Source organism: Acinetobacter sp. ANC 3832, assembly GCF_002135415.1.
GTDB lineage: Bacteria > Pseudomonadota > Gammaproteobacteria > Pseudomonadales > Moraxellaceae > Acinetobacter.
The window spans coordinates 188,397-206,170 of sequence record NZ_NEGJ01000002.1; the positions used below are offsets into that span (position 1 = coordinate 188,397).

The window sequence follows — 17,774 nt, forward strand, 5'->3', positions numbered from 1 at the left end:
ATATCTATATTAAATATCAAGGTAATCTAAAATACCTTCTGCTGCTTCACGACCTTCCCAAATTGCTGTAACAACGAGGTCAGATCCGCGTACCATATCACCACCCGCAAAAATTTTCGGGTTCGATGTTTGGAATTTATAAGTTTGTTTTTCAGGTGCAACCACACGACCTGAGCCATCAAGACCAATATTCGCACCAGTAAACCAATCTGCAGGGCTCGCACGGAAACCGAAAGCTAAAAGTACTGCATCTGCTGGTAAAATTTCTTCAGAACCAGGTACAGGTTCAGGGCTACGACGTCCACGGCTATCAGGTTGACCCAATTGCGTTGTCACAACTTTCACACCTGTAACTTTGCCATTTTCACCGACAATTTCAACAGGTTGACGATTGAACTGGAAGTCTACACCTTCTTCACGGGCATTTTTAACTTCACGGCGTGAACCTGGCATATTCTCTTCATCACGGCGATAAGCACACGTTACTTTTTCAGCGCCTTGACGAATTGAAGTACGGTTACAATCCATCGCAGTGTCGCCACCACCTAAAACAATAACCTTTTTACCTTCTACACTAATGTATTCAGCAGCATCTTTTTCCCAACCTTGAGTGCGATTCACATTGGCAATGAGAAAATCAAGTGCATCATAAACACCTTCTAACTCTTCGCCTGCAAAACCGCCTTTCATATAGGTATAAGTTCCCATACCCATAAAGACTGCATCATAATCAGTAAGCAGTTGTTCGATGGTGATATCTGTACCAATTTCAGTATTTAAACGGAATTCTACGCCCATGCCTGAGAAAATCTCACGACGGCGTTTCATTACATCTTTTTCCATCTTAAATTCTGGAATACCAAAAGTCAGTAGACCACCAATTTCTGGACGTTTATCAAATACAACGGGTTTTACCCCTGCACGTACCAAAATATCAGCACAACCTAAACCTGCAGGTCCTGCACCAATAATTGCCACTTTCTTGTTCGTCCATTTTACATTGGACATATCTGGGCGCCAGCCTAGAGCGAATGCTGTGTCATTAATATATTTTTCAGCATTACCAATGGTCACTGCACCAAAACCATCATTTAAGGTACAAGCACCTTCACATAAACGATCTTGTGGGCAAACACGACCACAAACTTCTGGCAATGTATTGGTTTGGTGACACAGTTCAGCTGCTTGGAAAATACGACCTTCTGCAATCAGTTTTAACCAGTTTGGAATGTAGTTATGTACTGGACATTTCCATTCGCAATACGGATTACCACAACCTAAACAGCGATGTGTTTGATTTGCCGCAATTTCAGCTGTAAAAGGCTTATAAATTTCCACAAACTCTGCTTTGCGGACATTCAGATCTTTTTTCTCTGGATCTTGGCGTGCTACATCCAGAAATTGAAAGTCATTGTTTAGGCGCTCTGCCATGTCTCTCTCCGTGGGTAAGTGTGGATCTGCTTCTGCAATACCCTTTTGTGTATAACCTTAAAGTTATCCACACCTGCCTAAAATTTGAGTAGTGGAATTATTGTGGATCTGCTTGAGTTGTTTTCAAAAGTGTCTGCAAATTCGCAGCTTTTGGTTTTACAAGCCAGAATTTACGGCTGTAATAGTCAAACTCATTGCGGATCTTATACGCCCAAGCACTACCTGTTTCTTTAATATGTTCATCTAAGATACGTGTTAAGAACTCTTGATGTTCTTCCATCGCCTCTGTAGAAATACGGTTTAATTCAATTAACTCATGGTTGTAATGGTCAACGAAGTCATTGTCAAGATCGAGTACATAAGCAAAACCACCCGTCATACCTGCACCGAAGTTATGCCCGACTTTACCCAGTACAGTTACAATACCACCCGTCATATATTCACAACAGTGATCACCTGCACCTTCAATTACAGCGAAAGCACCTGAGTTACGTACTGCAAAACGCTCACCTGCTGTACCCGCAGCAAAAACTTTACCACCAGTCGCACCATATAAACAGGTGTTACCGATAATTGCAGTTTCTTGGGTTTGGAATGGTGAACCTTTTGGTGGGAAGATGGATACACGACCACCTGCCATACCTTTACCCACGTAATCGTTCGCATCACCTTCTAATTTGATGTGAAGACCACCTGCATTCCAAACACCTAAGGACTGACCCGCAGTACCTTTCAAGTTCATCACCACTGGATGCGCTTCCATGCTCAAGTTGCCATAGCGACGCGCTATTTCACCTGAAATACGTGCACCAATTGAACGGTCACAGTTACCAATCTTGAAGTGATAATCACCACCTGTACCCGCTTCAATTGCAGGAAGCATTTGGCTTACCATTTTCTCAGCAAGAACACCTTTATCAAACGGTGCATTGCCTTGAACTTGGCAATATTGCGCTTTACCTTCAGCAGATGGATGCGATGTTAACAAAGCACTTAAATCTAAATGTGCATGTTTAGCTGTATCACCTGGTAATACTTCAAGTAAATCTGTACGACCAATCAAATCTTTCAGTGAAGATACACCTAAAGCTGCTAACCATTCACGCGTTTCTTCTGCAATAAAGTGGAAGAAATTGATCAGCATTTCAGGTTCACCAATATAGTGTTCCTGACGTAAATGATCCTGTTGTGTTGCCACGCCTGTTGCACAGTTATTTAAGTGGCAAATACGAAGATATTTACAACCCAATGCGATCATTGGTGTAGAACCAAAACCGAAGCTTTCTGCACCTAAGATAGCTGCTTTAACAACATCTAAACCTGTTTTTAAACCACCATCGGTTTGTACACGAACTTTGCCACGTAAGTCATTCACACGAAGTGCTTGATGCGCTTCACTTAAACCTAATTCCCAAGGCGAACCCGCATGGTGAATCGAGGAAAGTGGCGATGCAGCTGTACCACCGTCATAACCTGAAATAGTAATGAAATCAGCGTAGGCTTTTGCAACACCTGCAGCAATGGTTCCTACGCCCGGCTCTGAAACCAGTTTCACAGAGACCATCGCTTGTGGATTGACTTGTTTTAAATCAAAGATCAATTGTGATAAATCTTCAATTGAATAAATATCATGATGCGGTGGCGGTGAAATCAGCGTTACACCCGGCACTGAGTAACGTAAACGTGCAATTAAGCCATTCACTTTACCACCCGGCAACTGACCACCTTCACCTGGTTTTGCACCTTGCGCCACTTTGATCTGTAACACTTCCGCAGACGTTAAATATGCAGGTGTTACACCAAAACGACCTGATGCAATTTGTTTAATTTTCGAGTTACGAATCGTACCGTAACGTGCAGGATCTTCACCGCCCTCACCTGAATTTGAACGACCACCAATGGTGTTCATAGCAATCGCAATAGCTTCATGTGCTTCAGGAGACAACGCACCTAAAGACATACCAGCAGAATCGAAACGTGGCAAGATCGCTTCAACAGATTCAACAGCTTCTAAAGGAATTGAATTATCTGTTTTTAATTTGAATAAATCACGAATCGTTGCGATTGGGCGATTATTCACTAATTCAGCGTATTCTTTAAAGTCAGCATAATTCCCTGAACGTACCGATTTATGCAGTGCATTAATCACATCAGGGTTAAATGCATGATATTCCTTATCGAACACAAACTTGAGTAAACCACCTTGATCAATCGGCTTACGTGCTTTCCATGCATTTTCAGCTAATTTTTTCTGATCATTTTCCAGATCAACAAAAGTCGCACCTTGAATACGGCTTGGTACACCAAGGAAACATTGATCAACCACTTCAGAAGATAAACCCACAGCTTCAAATAATTGCCCACCACGATAAGAGGCAACCGTAGAAATACCCATTTTCGAAAGTACTTTTAATAAGCCTTTCTCAATTCCTTTACGGAAATTGGCTTGTGCATGAATTGGATCACCCAATAATTCGCCTTTGGCAATCAAATCATTGATCACATCATAAGCCAAGTATGGATAAATCGCCGTTGCACCAAAACCAAGAATCACAGCAAATTGATGCGGATCACGTGCCAGTGCTGTTTCGACAATAATATTGGCATCCGTACGTAAACCCACTTGAATCAAGTAATGGTGAATCGCACCTGTAACCATCGCAGCGTTCGCAGGTAAATAACCTTGACGGATTTTTCGATCTGAAATCACCAATAAGGTTTTACCATCACGAACGGCTTGAGCCGCTTCTTCGCAAATACGTGTGATTGCAGCTTGCAGACCTTCAGTTTCTACATAGTTTAAATCGATATCTGCGATTTCATAACCCTTACGACCTAAAGTACGCATTTGATGCATTTTAGAATTCGATAAAACAGGGCTTGAAATAATTAAACGATCCGCATGTTCTGGGCTTTGTTCAAAAACATTTTGCTCACGCCCCAAACACGTTTCCAAAGACATCACAATCGATTCACGTAATGGATCAATCGGTGGATTGGTCACTTGGGCAAACTGTTGACGGAAATAGTCAGACAGATGACGAACCTGACGTGACAATACTGCCATCGGTGTATCATCACCCATTGAACCTACTGCTTCCTGACCACTTTCAGCAATCGGACGAAGCAATTGATCACGTTCTTCAAAGGTCACCATAAACATTTTTTGTGCCGCTTTGAGGTCATCGCCTTTTAAGCCTTGGTCACATAAATATTCTTCAAGCTCAGGGCTACCTTGTAAACGCACTGAATTTGCACGCAACCATTCACGGTATGGACGCATGCTTTTCAAATGATTGCTGACATCTTTAGTATCTAGCAATTTACCCGTCAAAGTATCAATCACCAAGATTTGACCTGGACCAACACGACCTTTAGAAATTACATCTTCAGGTTCATAACCCCACACCCCAATTTCTGATGCAAGTGTGATGTAACCATTTTTGGTAATCACCCAACGTGCCGGACGTAAACCATTACGGTCAAGCATACAAATTGCATGACGACCATCTTGAATCACAAGACCTGCAGGACCATCCCAAGCTTCCATATGCTTAGAGTTAAATTCATAAAATGCACGTAAATCAGCATCTAAAGTTTCAACATTCTGCCAAGCAGGCGGAACAAGCATACGAAGCGCGCGGAATAAATCCATGCCACCGCCCACAAGAATCTCAAGCATGTTATCCATACTTGAAGAATCTGAACCAGTGCGGTTTACAATAGGTTTTAAATCGGCTAAGCCTGGTAATAATGGGTTTTCAAATTTAGGTGCACGTGCCATTGCCCAGTTACGGTTTGCCGTAATGGTATTAATTTCACCATTGTGTGCAAGATAACGGAACGGCTGAGCCAAATGCCAAAGGGGCAAGGTATTCGTTGAGAAGCGTTGGTGAAAAACTACAATGTGTGATTTTAGACGTTCATCAGCAAGGTCGGTGTAGAAGTCAGCAATGGCTTCTGGCATCATCAAACCTTTATAGGTAATCACATTTGAAGACAATGTAGTTACATAAAATGATTTGTCATTGCTCAGTAGTTGCTCTGCACGACGACGTGCTAAAAATAATTTACGGTTAAATTCAACTTCATCCACACCCATTGGGCAATTGACAATCACTTGCTCAAAAGCCGGCATAGAACGTAAAGCAATTTCACCTAAAGCATCAATATTGGTCGGCACAACACGCCAAGCAAGTACTCTTAAACCTTCAGATTCAATTTCTTTGGCTAAAATATTTTTTGCATTCTGTGCAATCGCTGAATCTAAGCTTAAGAAAATTGTACCTACAGCAAAAACTTCACTCAGTGTAATATCACTGAGTTTTTTTGCTTCTTCACGGAAAAATTGTTTTGGCATTGCCAATAATAGTCCGCAACCATCGCCTGTTTTGCCATCTGCAGCAATACCACCACGGTGCGTCATACAACTTAGACTATGCATTGCGGTCTTGACTAAGTCATGACTTGCATCACCCTGCATATGGGCGATCAAACCGAAACCACAGTTATCTTTAAACTCATCCGGTTGGTATAAACCTTGAGCGGGAGCTACAGTATTAGGCGATGGCATGTGCATAGCGTACCCTTCTTTTAACATGGCCCTTAGGGCAAAAACATTCAAATTATCAAAATCACGACTTCTTTAGAGCCTGCTCTACATCTTCAGTAAAACACTGAACGATGATCTTGCTCCAGTCAGTATTCACTTTAATTGCAAAATTGTTTTACAAGCTTTGCACTTCTTTAAAGCAAATGAACTCACTTAAATCGCACACTAATTGAATCGTTTCGCGCCAAAATAGGGACTATTAACTCAATTAGTGCACCAATAAAGCAAAAAATATGCCAAACCTTATTTTTATTTACGAAACGATTTAAATATCGTGAAATAAAAGCATTAGTATTTTTTAGTGAATCATCTTATTCAAACATACCGCACCATTATTGTGCGGTATGCTTATTTTTATAACTTAATTTGCGCTATTTTAGAACCACTTTTAGTTAAATGGATCACTTATTTCATGTTGTACAGGTTTTTTCTCAGCAGCACCATTTTCTTTGGCTTTAGGTTGTTCTGCTTGCCCCTGATTCACAGTCGATTGTGAGCGTTGCACATCAACCACCTGACCTTGTTGATCTTTACGTGTAATTGTTGTCTTTGTTGCGGTTTCCATTGCGCTTGTAATTGGAGAAGCCACCACTGGTTTTGGCAATAAAGTTTCATCAATGATCGGTAATGGCGCAGATTTTAGCTTCACTTCATACAGCTTATTACTACCACCCTGCATTTCATCTGCACCTAAATCATTCACCAAAGGCACATATTGATCAATTTGTATCGCTTTAGGATGTACTGAAGCAGGCAAACCCAAACTTAATTGTGTCAGCTGGGTTTTAGCTTCCGCATCACTTTTAAATACGCCATACGCTAAAACATATTGTTCAGCCTGATTTTCACCACTTAAACGAAAATAAATGAAATTTTTACGATCTATTTGTTTTAATAAAAAACTTTTAATGATGTCTTCGTCAGTTGTACGGAAAAGTTCAAGTGTCCAATTTTTTTTATTTTCTTGAATAAATTTTGTGCCACGAAACTCAACCCCGTGATTGCCTGAAGCGACCATACGTGTTGTTTGTTCTAGTGGTCTTACTTCATCCGTCAAGCTACCTAAATGTGTTGTTGCAGTGACTTTCTCAGATTGAATTTGCACTTGTGAATCTTCAATTGGATTTTCGGTTGTGACCAAAGATTTAGTATCCGTCATTACCCAGAAAATAAGTGCAACCAAAAGACAGAGCAACCCACCAATCAACCAAATATATTGTCGAATATTTTGCCAATTTAAACGGACTGCTCGCATGGTGTTACCTTTATCTTAAATTTGATTTGCAAGAATTGCTTGTTTCATCAATTCCACATCAAAGTCTTTAGTTATAATTGCACAGCCCAATTGTTTCATCAGAACTAAGCGCAACTGCCCATTCAATACTTTTTTATCATGAGACATATATGATAAAAACGCATCAAGTGGAATTTGAGGACATGCTACAGGCAAATTTGCTCGATGAATAATCTTTTTTGTACGCGCTAAATCTTCAGATGAAATCCAGCCCATTCGATGTGATAAATCGGCAGCCATCACCATACCTGTTGCTACAGCTTCGCCATGCAACCACACACCATAGCCCAAGTACGACTCTATAGCATGTCCAAAAGTATGCCCTAAATTTAATAATGCACGCTCACCTTGCTCTTTTTCATCATTGGCAACAATTCGTGCTTTGTGAGCACATGAACGATAGACAGCCTCAGCCAATAAAGCAGAATCACGCGCGACCAAAGCATCTATATGTTCTTCAAGCCATGCCAAAAACTCAACATCACCTAAAAGTGCATATTTAATTACTTCCGCCAAACCTGCGGAAAGTTCACGATCAGGCAAGGTATTTAATTGTGCCATATCAGCCAAAACCACTTGCGGCTGTTGAAAAGCACCAATCATATTCTTCCCAAGAAGGTGATTAATCCCTGTTTTACCACCGACACTTGAATCTACCTGAGACAATAATGTTGTTGGTACTTGAATAAAATACACACCGCGCTGAAAACATGCAGAAGCAAAACCTGCCATATCACCAATCACACCACCGCCAAGAGCCAAAACAGTGCAATCTCGATTAAAACCAGTTTCCAACAAAGCATCAAAAATTAAATTAAGGTGTTCAATATTTTTATATTTTTCACCATCAGCTAATACACACGTCTCAACTTTTTTACCCAAAGCGCTTATAGCATCAACATAATGTTTTAAATACAATGGTTGAACCGTTGTATTCGTCACAATCATCACTTGCTTGCCTTTAATATAAGGTTCAAGTAATTGCTGTGGATTTAATTGACTACCAATAAAGATAGGATAACGACGATCGCCAAGTTCAACGTGTAAAGTTTGCATGAGTTCCTACGCCAATAAACGTGTGTTTAATTCAATTCTTCAGCAATAATTAACTGTAAAATATTTTGTGCTAAATCACGTGCAGCACCCTGATTTGTTTCAATAATATAATGTGCAACTTCGCGATAAAGCGGATCTCTAGCTTTGAGCAGATCTCTTAATTTTTTTTCAGGATTTTCGACTTGAAGAAGCGGACGATTTTTATCGCGATAAGTTCGCTGTAGTTGAATTTCTACAGGAGTGTAAAGATAAATCACAATTCCACGATGATTGAGAAATTCGCGATTTTCCACTTGGGTGACAGCACCACCACCCGTTGCAACGACCAAATTTTTTTTTGAGGTAAGGTCTTCTATGACTGTTGTTTCACGCGAACGAAAGCCAAGTTCACCTTCCTTTTCAAAAATCCATGGAATGGTTGCACCTGTCTTACGTTCAATTTCATGATCACTATCTAAAAATTCACGCCCCAATAAGTCTGCCAAATGCCGACCCACTGTAGTTTTCCCTGCGCCCATGGGCCCTACCAAATAAATGTTTGGTAGGGACTCAAACTCTTTGCTTTGCAAGGAGTCACCTATTGAATTGCTTTCATTGAAAGTATATTAATGATTTCTGGTTTGACTGTCATTAACAATTCGTGGTGTCACAAAAATCAACAGCTCACGTTTATTCTCTGATTTAGCATCTTTACGGAACAAACGTCCGATATAAGGAATATCACCAAAGAATGGAACTTTGGTCTGCTTATTAATAGTTTCCTGTTCAAAAATCCCACCAAGAACCACTGTTTCACCATTTTCAACCAGTACATTGGTATTGATTTTATTTTTAGCTAGATAAAATTCTCCGCCAGAAGTAACTCCAGCAATACTGTCACTCGAAATATCTAACCCCATTTGCACCTTACCATCAGGCGTAATACTTGGTGTCACATCTAAACTTAATACGACATCTTTAAATTCAGTTTTTGATACTGCATTTGCACCACCACCCTCTGAAGATTGGTATGGAATTTGGAAACCTGACTCTACTTTGGCTTTTTGCTTATCAGCTGTTAAAACTTTCGGCGTTGAAATCACTTCACCATAACCATCTGCCTGTAAAGCCGATAATTCTAAATCCAACATAAAATCAGATAAACTAATCAAACCAAATGCGATACGGCTTGCACCCGCTGCTGTCACACCTAAATCCACATTGAGATTATCTGGACGTTGAATGGTATATTTCCCATCATCATCAGGTGTTTTTAAATCCCACAAAGTCGTATCACTACCACCTACGAGTAGATCATTATTTCGAGTAACTCCTTGAGATAAAATCCCCCATTTCACCCCCATTTCTTTGGTAAAATCTGTGGTTGCTCGAACAATACGCGCCTCAATCATGACTTGCTTAACAGAGACATCAAGCAAATCAATCATTTTACGAATTTGATCAATTTTTTGTGCTGTATCATTAATAATTAATGTATTTGTTCTAGGATCTGTCGAAATTGTTCCACGAGGACTTAAAAGAGAACCGACACTATCACCCAATGGATCTGATGCATTCCCAGAACTAGAATTACCATTGCTTTTACCTTGAGTAATCAGCTTTTCAATATCAATTGCCTTGGCATAATTCAATTGAATATATTCAGTTTGCAACGGTGATAACTTTACACTTTGTGCAAGTGCTTTTGCTTCGTCTTCTTCTGATTTAATGAGCTCAGTAACAGGTGCAATCCAAATTACACTACCATTACGACGCTTATCTAAGTTTTTGGTTTTTAAAATAATATCAAGAGCTTGGTCCCAAGGAACATCTTTTAAACGTAGGGTAATATTGCCTTGTACGGTATCGGCAGCAACCATATTGATCCCAGTAAAATCTGCCAATAATTGTAATACTCTACGAACTTCAATATCTTGAAAATCTAAGGAAATTTTCTTACCAGCATATGCATTTGCAGATTGCGGATTCTTTAAACCTTTCTTTTCTTCTGGGCGTTTTAAACTGATGGTTAATTTATTCTCAGCTTGGTAAGCCATATATTCATAGCTACCTGAAGACTGAATGGTAATCACCCCATTTTGACCTTCATTATAAGCATCAATCACAGAAACTGGAGTTGAAAAATCGTTCACATTCAAACGACGCACAAGATGTGCTGGAAGCTTATTCCCCAGAAGTCGAACAACAACTTTACTGCCTTGTTGTTGCACATCAACTGGGGTATTTGGACCAGCCAAATTAATTCCAACTAAACCTTCACCATTATTTCCACGTTGAAAGCCAATATCAGACACGCCTTGTCTCTGAATATTTGCAACAGGTGCTAAGTTAGGTAGGCTCGATGTTTGCCCTTCTTTGTTAATTTTAAGAATAAAAGTATTGCCTTCTACACGTGTTGTAAAAGCACTTTTCTCATTTAAATTGACAGTTAAACGTGCGCGTTGCTCATCAGAAGCGACATCAATTGAACTTGCTTCAGTGGTCGCCACTGGAATAGCGGTTTGGCTTAAAGACTGTTTAGCTTGATTAAAATCTAAAATCAATCGAGATGGATTTTCTACCTGATACGCTTGTGGCTGAGGAGGCAAGCCATTAAACATCACACGGATTTCTGTTCCTTGACCCGCAACCTGCATCGGTACCACATTGGTCATGGTTACTTGTGCAGATACCACTTGCATGATCGCAACAGATACAACTGCCATAGAAAATTGACGAAGATGACTACTCATGAATTTACCGTCCCCACTTAAGAATTTTTGCACACTATTTTTCATTTTTATTCCTTAATTTAATCTCAATCTGTTGGCCCGAGAAGAACTAAGCTTCTTGGTCTTTCGATATAAGCCTCTCGACCATCAGGCACAATTTCTATCAGATCAATACGCGTCGGCGAAATATCAACAATTCGTCCTTGATTGACACCCAAATAATTACCTCGTTGAACTCGCTCAATTTGACCATCAGGCGTTTGGATTAATGCGATCACTTGACCATCATTACCTTTCATACTGCCTTTCATATTCAGCGTTTCAATCGCATAACTTTCTAGCGGTTGAGCTTGACGAGAAAAATTTGGATAAACACGCTTTCCAGACATAATCTTCAACTCATTCGCCAATGACCCTGGCATAAATGGGCTACGAAGTTGTTGTGCTGAATAATTAAAACTTGGGACTGGCGCAAAAACTGGAGCCGCTTCTATAGGTAAAGGCTGTTGACTTCTAATATTTGCCATTTCTTGATTAACCGCATCAATTCGAGAATCACAACCAATCAATGAAACAGCAATAATCAAACCACTAGCTATTTTAATTATTTTCATTTTTGTTGCCCTCCCGATTGACTCGCAGGTGTCTGTACATCTGCCTTAGCTGTATCATCTGCCCCTACATAACGGTAAGTTTTAGCCTTAAGAGAATAATCAACGACAGGAATATCAGATTTTTTATCCTGACTCTGGGTCGCTGTAATTGTAAAATCATGCAATGTTACGATTCGTGGTAAAGCTGCAATTCCACTGACAAAACTTCCAAATGAGTGGTAGTCGCCTGTTGCTTCAATTGAAATTGGCTGTTCTATAAAGAACTCTTGCTTAACTTCATTTTCCAAACGAATATTTTTAAACTTCAATCCTGAGCTAACGCCTGTCACGTTGATATCTTCAACCAAGCTCGGAATTTCCGTTTCTTTAGGCAACTGTTCTAACTGTTGATTGAAATTTGCTTCCATCTGTTGCAGTTGCGTTTGATATTGTTGCAAATTTCTAAGTTTAGAATCTTTTTCTTTAAATTCATTTAATAAATTTTGTTCTTGAGCTTGGGCTGTTTCAATGGTGTCTAATTTAGGTTTAATTGCTAAAAAATATCCAATTGAACAGACCACAAAAAATAGAAATAACCAACAGGTAAATTTGACCGACATCGGCCAACTACCATAATTATTCATATCTAATGTATTGAACTGCTGGAAAAACTTTTCAACAGACATTTTTTTCTTTTGAGGTGCTTCGTGTTCCGAGTCAGTTTTATTTAATTCATTACGGCTCATTTTGCACCTCCTACATTCGCTTTATCCGAGCTTTCATCAGCAGAAGGAAGTGCGATTTCACCTAAATCCACACTCACGACAAAACTTCCGTAAGATTCTTCAACTCTAGGCACAATCGACGTTGTACCTTTATTTTTGTTTTCTTCAGCTGCAAGGAATGAATTCATAAATGCATTTCTATACCATTGTGATGCTTCCAAGCCTCGCAATAATTCAGCAACTGTATTTGGACTTTCTGCTTTACCTTCAATCGTAAACTTATCACCTACACGACTAAACTTAGTGACATACATTGCTGATGGAATAACACGAACCAACTCATCAACCAAACGCACTGTTACAGGTCGTTGTCCTTGTAAACCTTGGATCAGCTTCATTCGCTCAATAATTGCATTTCGACGTTCTTGTAAGCCATCAAGCGTTTTTAATTGCGTATCTAAATTCTGATTGGTATTGGTGATCAATTGGTTCGCTTGCTCTTGATCTTCTAGTTTGTGATCAAAATAAAACCAAGCCAACATGACGGCAACCAAGCCAAGTAATGCAATACCGACACAGATTGCGACGAATTGTTTCTTTCTTTGTTCTCTTAGCTCATCACGCCAAGGGAGTAAGTTAATCTTTGCCATTAATCAAAACTCCTCAACGCTAAGCCACATGCAACCATTAAAGACGGTGCATCATTTTCTATTTTTTTAAGATCAATTTGTGGTGAGAAACCCATCTGTAAAAATGGATTGGCAATAGTCACCCGATAGCCTAGTTTTTGTTGTAATAATTTAGAGAGACCCGGAATATTGGCATTACCACCCGCCAATAAAATATGATCAATTTCATTAAATTGTGACGAAGAAAAAAAGAATTGTAATGATCGTGCGGCTTGTTGAACAACTGCTTCAAGGAATGGAGTCAGTACTTCTGTTTCATAATCATCGGGTAAAGTACGGTCTTTTTTTGCTCGACCTGCTTCACCATAAGATAATCCATAACGATTTTGCACATCTTGTGTCAGTTGTTTACCGCCAAAGACTTGTTCACGTGTATAAATAATTTTGCCATTCTGCATCACTGACAATGTGGTCATCGTATGCCCGATATCAAGCACACCAACCATATTTACCCCAATAGGTAACGTATCAGAGAACACTTCAAATGCACGTTCTAATGCGTAACTTTCAACATCTGCAATTTTTGGTGTTAACCCTGTAATTTCAACAACTTCAACCCGAGATTCAATATTCTCAGTGCGTGTAGCAACCAAGAGTACATTGACACGATTTGGGTTTGCCAATTTATCAGACAATACTTCAAAATCTAAACTGACTTCATCAAGGGGAAACGGAATGTATTGCTCAGCATCCATTCGAATCTGAATTTCGCGCTCTTCATCACCCATGTCCGCATCCATTTCGATGACTTTATGAATCACCATGGATGTAGGCACAGCAACAGCAACATTCTGTGATTGAGGGTTGGCAATATTCAGCGCACGTTCTAAAGCGTCTGAAACTGCTTCTGGGTTGAGAATGTTTTTCTCAACCACACTCCCCTCTAATAATGGACTTAATCCATAACTTTCAACCCAGTAACGACCGTTCTTAACAGAGAGTTCTAATAACTTTACAGAAGTAGAACTAATATCTACCCCTATCAACCCCTTATTTGGCTTACGATATAGTCTAAGCACGATACAATTCCTATTATTTTTTTATCCCCAACAATAATACAAACTAAATACAGCTGGTCTTAATTTTTTCCCAGATACAATATCTCATCTAACAATCCGTCAAATGAAAAGCTATACTGACCATTAATTAGTTTGCCATTAGCTCTTATTAAAACTTACTTGTTATGAAAAAGCTATCTCGTTTAGGTTATATTCACCCCTTTTTTTTGCTGATTATTATTATCTTAATCGCAATTCCGATGGGCTTTTATGGCATGTATCTCTATATTGCCCCATCCCTTCCAGAAATGAGTTCCTTAAAGAAGGCGCCATTACTGAAACCACTGCAGGTTTATACTGCAGATAACCAGCTGATTGCAGAATATGGTGGCAAACTTTCCGTGCCTGTGGAATATAAACAAATCCCACCAACATTCATCCATGCCTTTTTAGCTGCTGAAGATTCCTCCTTTTTTGAACACAGCGGCATTAGCTTCAAAGGCTTAGGTCGAGCAGTTAGTGAAAGTGTGACAGGCTCAAATGTGCAAACTGGTGGTTCAACCATCACAATGCAAGTAGCAAAAAACTACTATCTATCTTCTGAACGAACTTTAAAACGTAAATTAACGGAAGTTTTTTTAGCTCGAAAAATAGAACAAAATTTATCAAAAGAAGAAATTTTAACGTTATATGTCAACAAAATTTTCTTAGGTAAAAATGCGTACGGTATTGCTGCTGCTGCGAAGATTTATTATGACAAAAGCTTAGATCAACTCAGCACAGCACAAATGGCGATGATTGCAGGTTTACCTAAAGCACCGTCAAAATACAACCCAGTGGTCAATCCTGAACGTGCTTTAGAACGTCGCAACTGGATTTTGGGTCGTATGCTGCAATTGGGTTACATCAACCAAGCTGAATATAAGAAAGCAGTGGCTGAGCCTGTTAGCCTGAACATGCCAGATCGTGGAGTGAGTAATAAATTTCCCTATGTAGGGGAAATGGTTCGCTCTGAATTGGTTGAAAAATTTGGTGAACAAGCAGTCGATTCTGGTTATAAAGTTTATACAACTGTAGACAGTAAACGTCAGGCTTTTGCAGAAGACTCTGTACAGAAAGGGCTTGAAGATTATGATCGTCGTCATGGTTGGCGTGGTGCTGAAGCACATGATAAACCTTTAAAAGAATTTATCGCTTATGCAAACACCTACCCTGCTGAAGTGATCAAAGTCAATAGCAGTAGTTTTGAAGCTTTGATGCAGGATGGTACCAAAGTCACTGTGCCATGGTCTGGAATGTCATGGGCAAGACCTTACCGCAATGCAAATAGTGTCGGTGGTGCTCCAAGTAATGCATCACAAATTGTTAAAGTGAAAGACATCATCCGCCTAAGACCCAATGCTGAAAAAACGGCATGGTCATTAATTCAAATTCCAAAAGTGCAAGGGCAATTGATCGCAATTAATCCGAATGATGGCTCAATTGAGGCAATCGTTGGCGGATATAATTTCTATCAGTCTAAATTTAACCGTGCTTTACAAGGCTGGCGTCAACCTGGTTCAACCATTAAGCCGTTTATTTATGCTTTAGCACTTGAACGAGGCATGACCCCTTATACCATGGTGAATGATAGCCCAATTACCATTGGTAAATGGACACCTAAAAACTCTGATGGTCGCTATTTAGGTATGATTCCGTTGCGTCGTGCGTTATATCTATCTCGAAATACCGTTTCTGTTCGATTGTTACAAGAAGTTGGTATTGAACGTGCTCGACAATTGCTTATGGATTTTGGACTTCAAGAAAATCAGATTCCTCGTAATTTCACCATTGCACTAGGTACACCACAAGTGTTACCTGTACAAATGGCGACTGGTTATGCGGCTATTGCCAATGGTGGGTATCGCGTGCAACCTCACTTCATTAATCGAATTGAAGATGCATTTGGTAAAGTAATCTACGAATCGAATCCTGAATATGCTTGCATTCCATGTATCAATGGCAAAGATGTGGATGTTGACCAAGAAGCGATTACTCCAGATGATGAAGTGATTGAGGTCACCAATCAGACCAAAACTGATACTAAAACTACGAGTAAACTGAGCAAAGAAGAGCAAAGTAAATATCGTCAAGCACAACGCATTCTTAAATCTCAATCTGCATTTGATATGGCAAATATTCTGCATGATGTGATTGTGCATGGTACAGGTCGGGCAGCATTGAAAATTGGTCGTGATGATATTGGTGGTAAAACAGGAACAACCAATGATGCGAAAGATGCGTGGTTTGCAGGCTTTAATGGCAAACTCGTTGCAATTACATGGGTTGGATTTGATCAACCCACGACTTTAGGTCGTCGTGAGTATGGTGGTATTGCAGCATTACCTGTGTGGACAAACTTCATGGATAAAGCTTTAGCGGGAACGCCTTCTTCATGGGTGCATTTTGATAAAAATGCCAAAGATCCTCTTTCTAGAGAACAGCGAGGGCAACAACCACAGATAGAAGCTGAGCAGAAGGATGACTATCGTAGTTCTCCTCCTCTTGCTCGACCAATTTATCGTCCCGCACCTGTTGCACCGAAGCGTAATCCATCGAATGACTTTGATGATTTACCTGATGATGAGGAGAAATCTCTCAAACCTTCTAATAATGCACCACCTGCATTAAACCAAGGAACTCCATCGGTGAAACGAGAATCCAGAGACTCCTTAGAAAACTTGATTAATGAAGTGCAATAAATTTCATTAAACTATAAAAAAAGCCATCTTCGGATGGCTTTTTTACTTCCTTAAATTGTAATTCTAAGCGCCGAATTAATTCTTTAATCTATTTATTTCTTCTGAAAAAGATAAATTTGAAAACTGGCTTTTAACGTGGTTTGTTGTTGCTGTTCTAAAGCTAAACGCTTATCAGCTTTAGCTTTATATGCATAAGGTGTCATCGCGATCAGATTTTTCAATTGTTGCTGATCTAAGGTAAAATCCGACTCCACAATAGGTTGCTCTATCAGCTCAAAATCAGCCTGTAATTGTTCAACAAATTTCTGTGGATCATGGGGTTTAACTTCATCAAATAAAGCTTCACGCATGGCATATAAATGTTGTGGCGCTGGTGTAACCACCAATAAATAAGCTTTAGATTTCAGTACGCGTAAAATTTCCTGTTGCGGAATCGGGCTAAATAAACTGGTACAGATATCAATAGAATGATCTAAAACAGGTAAAGTTGCACCCGTTCCCACCACCCAAGTCACTGCCTTATTTAACTTCGCTGCAACTTGTACAGCATTTTTCGCTATATCTACACCGATGCATTGCATAACTTTTTTTTGCATTGCATCTGTGTAATAGCCTTCGCCACAGCCAATATCCAGCAAATTATCCACCTGAAGATCTTGTAAAATATTCACAACAGCTTCTTGTAAAGGTTGATAAAAACCTGCACTTAAAAATTGACGACGAGCATCGACAGATTCAGGCGTATCACCTGGATTTTTACTGTGCTTATGCTGTACCACATGTAAATTTACATAGCCTTGTTTCGCAACATCATAACTATGCTTCAATTCACACTGCCACGTTTTATCTATCAGTACCAATGCCTGACGACATACAGGACACATCAGCAGATTCATCATTTTCTCCAGAACTTAATCGTCAGCC

Annotated in this window: 12 protein-coding genes; 1 reads left to right on the forward strand and 11 read right to left on the reverse strand. The window is 39.7% G+C overall.

Features of this window, described 5'->3' with window-relative positions:
• Positions 1–9: 9 nt before the first annotated feature.
• From B9T35_RS03315 to B9T35_RS03360, 10 genes are all read right to left on the reverse strand, one after another.
• Entirely contained in the window at positions 10–1,431 is a 1,422-nt protein-coding gene (locus tag B9T35_RS03315) for an FAD-dependent oxidoreductase (protein ID WP_086189707.1), read from the reverse strand.
• 97 nt (positions 1,432–1,528) lie between these two features.
• Entirely contained in the window at positions 1,529–6,004 is a 4,476-nt protein-coding gene (gene gltB, locus B9T35_RS03320) for a glutamate synthase large subunit (protein ID WP_171264212.1), read from the reverse strand.
• A 427-nt stretch (positions 6,005–6,431) separates the two neighbouring features.
• Positions 6,432–7,298 (reverse strand): hypothetical protein, encoded by an 867-nt coding sequence (locus B9T35_RS03325; RefSeq protein WP_086189709.1) that lies wholly within the window; start codon positions 7,296–7,298, stop codon positions 6,432–6,434.
• A 15-nt stretch (positions 7,299–7,313) separates the two neighbouring features.
• Positions 7,314–8,393, reverse strand: coding sequence for a 3-dehydroquinate synthase (aroB, locus tag B9T35_RS03330; RefSeq protein ID WP_086189710.1), 1,080 nt, complete (start codon positions 8,391–8,393; stop codon positions 7,314–7,316).
• 26 nt (positions 8,394–8,419) lie between these two features.
• Positions 8,420–8,962, reverse strand: coding sequence for a shikimate kinase AroK (gene aroK / locus B9T35_RS03335; protein ID WP_086189711.1), 543 nt, complete (start codon positions 8,960–8,962; stop codon positions 8,420–8,422).
• Positions 8,963–8,998: 36 nt separating this feature from the next.
• On the reverse strand, positions 8,999–11,170 hold the full coding sequence (gene pilQ / locus B9T35_RS03340) for a type IV pilus secretin PilQ family protein (protein WP_086189712.1): 2,172 nt from the start codon (positions 11,168–11,170) through the stop codon (positions 8,999–9,001).
• A 20-nt stretch (positions 11,171–11,190) separates the two neighbouring features.
• Positions 11,191–11,718 (reverse strand): pilus assembly protein PilP, encoded by a 528-nt coding sequence (locus tag B9T35_RS03345; protein WP_086189713.1) that lies wholly within the window; start codon positions 11,716–11,718, stop codon positions 11,191–11,193.
• Positions 11,715–12,443 carry a type 4a pilus biogenesis protein PilO gene (locus B9T35_RS03350; RefSeq protein ID WP_086189714.1) on the reverse strand — a complete coding sequence of 243 codons (729 nt, stop codon included), beginning with the start codon at positions 12,441–12,443 and terminating at the stop codon, positions 11,715–11,717. The genes B9T35_RS03345 and B9T35_RS03350 overlap by 4 nt, the downstream gene beginning before the upstream one ends.
• On the reverse strand, positions 12,440–13,072 hold the full coding sequence (locus B9T35_RS03355) for a PilN domain-containing protein (protein ID WP_086189715.1): 633 nt from the start codon (positions 13,070–13,072) through the stop codon (positions 12,440–12,442). The genes B9T35_RS03350 and B9T35_RS03355 overlap by 4 nt, the downstream gene beginning before the upstream one ends.
• Complete coding sequence (locus tag B9T35_RS03360) at positions 13,072–14,130, reverse strand: pilus assembly protein PilM (RefSeq protein WP_086189716.1); 1,059 nt, start codon at positions 14,128–14,130, stop codon at positions 13,072–13,074. The genes B9T35_RS03355 and B9T35_RS03360 overlap by 1 nt, the downstream gene beginning before the upstream one ends.
• Positions 14,131–14,294: 164 nt before the next feature.
• On the opposite strand from B9T35_RS03360, the gene ponA reads away from it, so the two are divergent.
• Complete coding sequence (ponA, locus tag B9T35_RS03365; protein ID WP_086189717.1) at positions 14,295–16,850, forward strand: penicillin-binding protein PBP1a; 2,556 nt, start codon at positions 14,295–14,297, stop codon at positions 16,848–16,850.
• A gap of 92 nt (positions 16,851–16,942) precedes the next feature.
• Here ponA and B9T35_RS03370 read toward each other — a convergent pair whose 3' ends face one another.
• Complete coding sequence (locus tag B9T35_RS03370; protein ID WP_086189718.1) at positions 16,943–17,746, reverse strand: putative RNA methyltransferase; 804 nt, start codon at positions 17,744–17,746, stop codon at positions 16,943–16,945.
• Between the last annotated feature and the right edge of the window lie 28 nt (positions 17,747–17,774).

Excerpts from the sequence above, each read along its gene's own strand:
- B9T35_RS03315 (WP_086189707.1), bottom strand. The coding sequence starts at position 1,431 with ATGGCAGAGCGCCTAAACAATGACTTTCAATTTCTGGATGTAGCACGC.
- gltB (WP_171264212.1), bottom strand. The coding sequence starts at position 6,004 with ATGCCATCGCCTAATACTGTAGCTCCCGCTCAAGGTTTATACCAACCG.
- B9T35_RS03325 (WP_086189709.1), bottom strand. The coding sequence starts at position 7,298 with ATGCGAGCAGTCCGTTTAAATTGGCAAAATATTCGACAATATATTTGG.
- aroB (WP_086189710.1), bottom strand. The coding sequence starts at position 8,393 with ATGCAAACTTTACACGTTGAACTTGGCGATCGTCGTTATCCTATCTTT.
- pilQ (WP_086189712.1), bottom strand. The coding sequence starts at position 11,170 with ATGAAAAATAGTGTGCAAAAATTCTTAAGTGGGGACGGTAAATTCATG.
- B9T35_RS03345 (WP_086189713.1), bottom strand. The coding sequence starts at position 11,718 with ATGAAAATAATTAAAATAGCTAGTGGTTTGATTATTGCTGTTTCATTG.
- B9T35_RS03350 (WP_086189714.1), bottom strand. The coding sequence starts at position 12,443 with ATGAGCCGTAATGAATTAAATAAAACTGACTCGGAACACGAAGCACCT.
- B9T35_RS03355 (WP_086189715.1), bottom strand. The coding sequence starts at position 13,072 with ATGGCAAAGATTAACTTACTCCCTTGGCGTGATGAGCTAAGAGAACAA.
- ponA (WP_086189717.1), top strand. The coding sequence starts at position 14,295 with ATGAAAAAGCTATCTCGTTTAGGTTATATTCACCCCTTTTTTTTGCTG.
- B9T35_RS03370 (WP_086189718.1), bottom strand. The coding sequence starts at position 17,746 with ATGAATCTGCTGATGTGTCCTGTATGTCGTCAGGCATTGGTACTGATA.